The sequence below is a fragment of the Microvirga tunisiensis genome (assembly GCF_009296175.1).
GTDB lineage: Bacteria > Pseudomonadota > Alphaproteobacteria > Rhizobiales > Beijerinckiaceae > Microvirga > Microvirga tunisiensis.
Genome location: NZ_VOSK01000553.1, coordinates 1 through 2,890, shown reverse-complemented (window position 1 = coordinate 2,890; position 2,890 = coordinate 1). Strand labels below are relative to the sequence as shown.

At 52.3% G+C, this 2,890-nt stretch carries 1 protein-coding gene; it reads left to right on the top strand.

Going from position 1 to position 2,890, the window contains the following annotated elements; genetic code table 11:
• The first annotated feature begins 135 nt into the window (after nt 1-135).
• Nucleotides 136-2,685, top strand: coding sequence for an IS66 family transposase (gene tnpC / locus FS320_RS41115; protein ID WP_152718330.1), 2,550 nt, complete (start codon nt 136-138; stop codon nt 2,683-2,685).
• Nucleotides 2,686-2,890: the final 205 nt, after the last annotated feature.

Sequence of the window (2,890 nt, the reverse complement as noted above, 5' to 3'; positions counted from 1 at the left end):
TGCGGATGAAGGGAGTGCATCACGTCCTCCTGCGGTGAGAAGCTCGGCGTCGCAGGCCGTCAAAGCGCCAAGTGTACTCCTCAATGGCGTAACGCACCCGATCCCAACAACGTTCCGCCACCAAACAATTACGGATTGATTCTCGACCCTAAGATCTCGTCCCATGAGGTTCAGGTCCAAGCTCACGCGTTGGAGCGAATACCTGCCAGTCGCAGCGGGGCGGACACCGTATACCGTCCCGTTCGGTTCTTCCCGAACGAAAAGCTGGCGTCCTCAGATAAGCTTCTCGTCGCACTGGATGCCCTCGCTCTGTCTCGACTGACGGGTAGGATGCCGCCCACAGCCAGGATCGTTCACGGCTCAGGCCACCGATCTACGGCGGTCCAGTTGCCAAAGTTGGTCAAGGAGGTTTGTTCACTCGTCAATACGGTGAGGGCACAACACGCAACAGGAACACCGCCCCCACTGGCCCTCAACAAGCATTGCCCTGAATGCCAGTTTCGGTGCCGCTGCCGTCAGATCGCTATCGAGAAGGATGACCTGAGCCTGCTGACCACGTTGAGCGAAAAGGAACGAAAGAAGCTCAATAATAAGGGTATCACGACCGTCGCCCAATTCTCATGTACGTACCGGCCAAGGCGGCGGTCAGCACGGAGCAGAGCAACAGCGACAAAGCACGACCCTGCATTGAAAGCGCTGGCAGTCCAGGCCAATCGCATACACGTCGTCGATACACCCACCTTCTCAATCACTTCTGGCACGGTTTTCCTGGACGTGGAGGGGGTACCAGACCGGGAGTTCTACTATCTCGCTGGAATGAGGTACCGGCGTAACGACAAGGACGTTCACCTTGCGTTTTGGGCGGACGATCCATCCGGCGAGCGGGAAATGTGGGTGTCTCTCTTACGTGCTCTTGAGCAGGTCCCTGATGTCCGCCTTGTCCATTACGGAAGCTATGAAACGCAATTCCTCAACCGGCTGAAAGAGCGGTACTGCGACAATCCTGAGGACATCGAACTCGTGGATCGACTGATTGCCACATCAGTGAACCTCCTGAGGCTGACATACGCCCATATCTATTTCCCAACCTACTCGAATGGTTTGAAAGAAATCGCTGGCTATCTCGGATTCCATTGGTCAGAGGCGAACTCCTCCGGGTTGCACTCTCTGATCTGGCGCTCAGAATGGGAGGCTGCCTGTGAGCCGAGCATTAAGCAGAAGCTAATTACGTACAATGCGGAGGATTGTGCCGCAGCACAAATGATAGCCGAGGCTATCCTTCGAATCTGCTCAGAACAGACCACGACAACCTCTGACCCGAACTACACAACCATCAGTTTGATGAAAGATGATCGTCCACTAAAATTCGGTGCATTGAATTACGCTCTGCCTGAGTTCAAGGCTATCAACGAAGCAGCATACTGGGACTACCAGCGAACCAAGGTTTACACACGTTCGAACCGCTGCCCCTGGCGATCCTCGAAAATCCAGACCAAGCGCAGCAAAACGACCTTAGGTATCGACAAATTCATTCAGGTTGGAGTGGCACGACCCGAGCGCTGTCCTCGTTGCAACTCGACCCGGCTATACATAAACGGTCATTATGGCTCTACCGTACAAGACCTGCGGTTCTCACGTTTTGGAGTTAAACGCTGGAATATTCGCTACAATTTCCTACGGTATCAGTGCTGGACATGTAAGACTGGATACAATGAACTTACACGCCAAGAGAGCTACGGCACGAATTTAAAAGCTTACATAATTTATCAGATAATTGAACTGCGCATTCCTCAGCACGCTGTCGCTCGGAATCTCAATACACTCTTCGAGTTCCAACTATCGCCGAATGCCGTCAACGCCATTAAGGCTAATTCCGCAAAGCAGTATCAGAAAACGTATGACCTTATTCTCCAACGAATAGTTGAAGGCAAATTGGTCCATGCTGATGAGACGAGAGCAACGGTCGAAGGAGAAGTCCAGTACGTATGGGTATTTACGAATTTGGACGAAGTTGCATACGTGTACAGTGACTCGCGGGAGGCGCGTACATTAAAGAATGTCCTTCAAAACTTCAGTGGCGTGCTCGTTTCGGACTTCTATGCTGCATATGACTCGATAGACTGCATCCACCAGAAATGTCTCATCCACCTATTAAGGGACATCAACGAGGATCTGGTGAGGCATCCGTTTGACGGAGAGATGGTGGAGATAGCTCAGGCATTTGCGGGGCTGATTAGACCTATGGTGGAAACCGTTGATCGGTTCGGGTTGAAGACGCGCTACTTGCGCAAGCATAAGAGAGCCGTGGATCGATTTTACCGCATGCTGGCGAAGCGGAAGTATCACACGGAAGTTGCGGTAGGGTATCAGAAACGATTTCAGAAGAACCAAGGCAGCCTGTTTACATTCTTGGACCATGACAGCGTGCCATGGAACAATAATAATGCAGAGCATGCGATTAAAGCGTTCGCGCGACTTCGGAAGGTGATCGGCGGAATGAGCACTCCTAAAGGCATGCGAGAGTATCTTGTGCTCTTGAGCATTTACGAAACGTGCAACTATAAAGGAGTCAGCTTCCTCGAATTCTTGAGATCTGGTGAGGCTGACGTAGATGCCTTTGCTCGTCGTATACGTCGAGGGCGTAGAAGAAAGCTGCTACAAAACGAGGCCGCTTCCGATGTTTAGCCGTTCTTATGCATGGGAAGGTTGATGAAGGCTGGCGAGTGTAGCTTAAGCACTTGAAGCAGCGTAGGATTTGGTTGTTGAGACTAATCCCTGCCACCAATTGCCCTGTGCCACACTCGCCATGCCGGACGATACACCTGCCACCTTCCCGTTTCCAGCCGTTGGCCGCAAGAAGATCACCGCTGCTTTCGACGGTGGGCGCCTG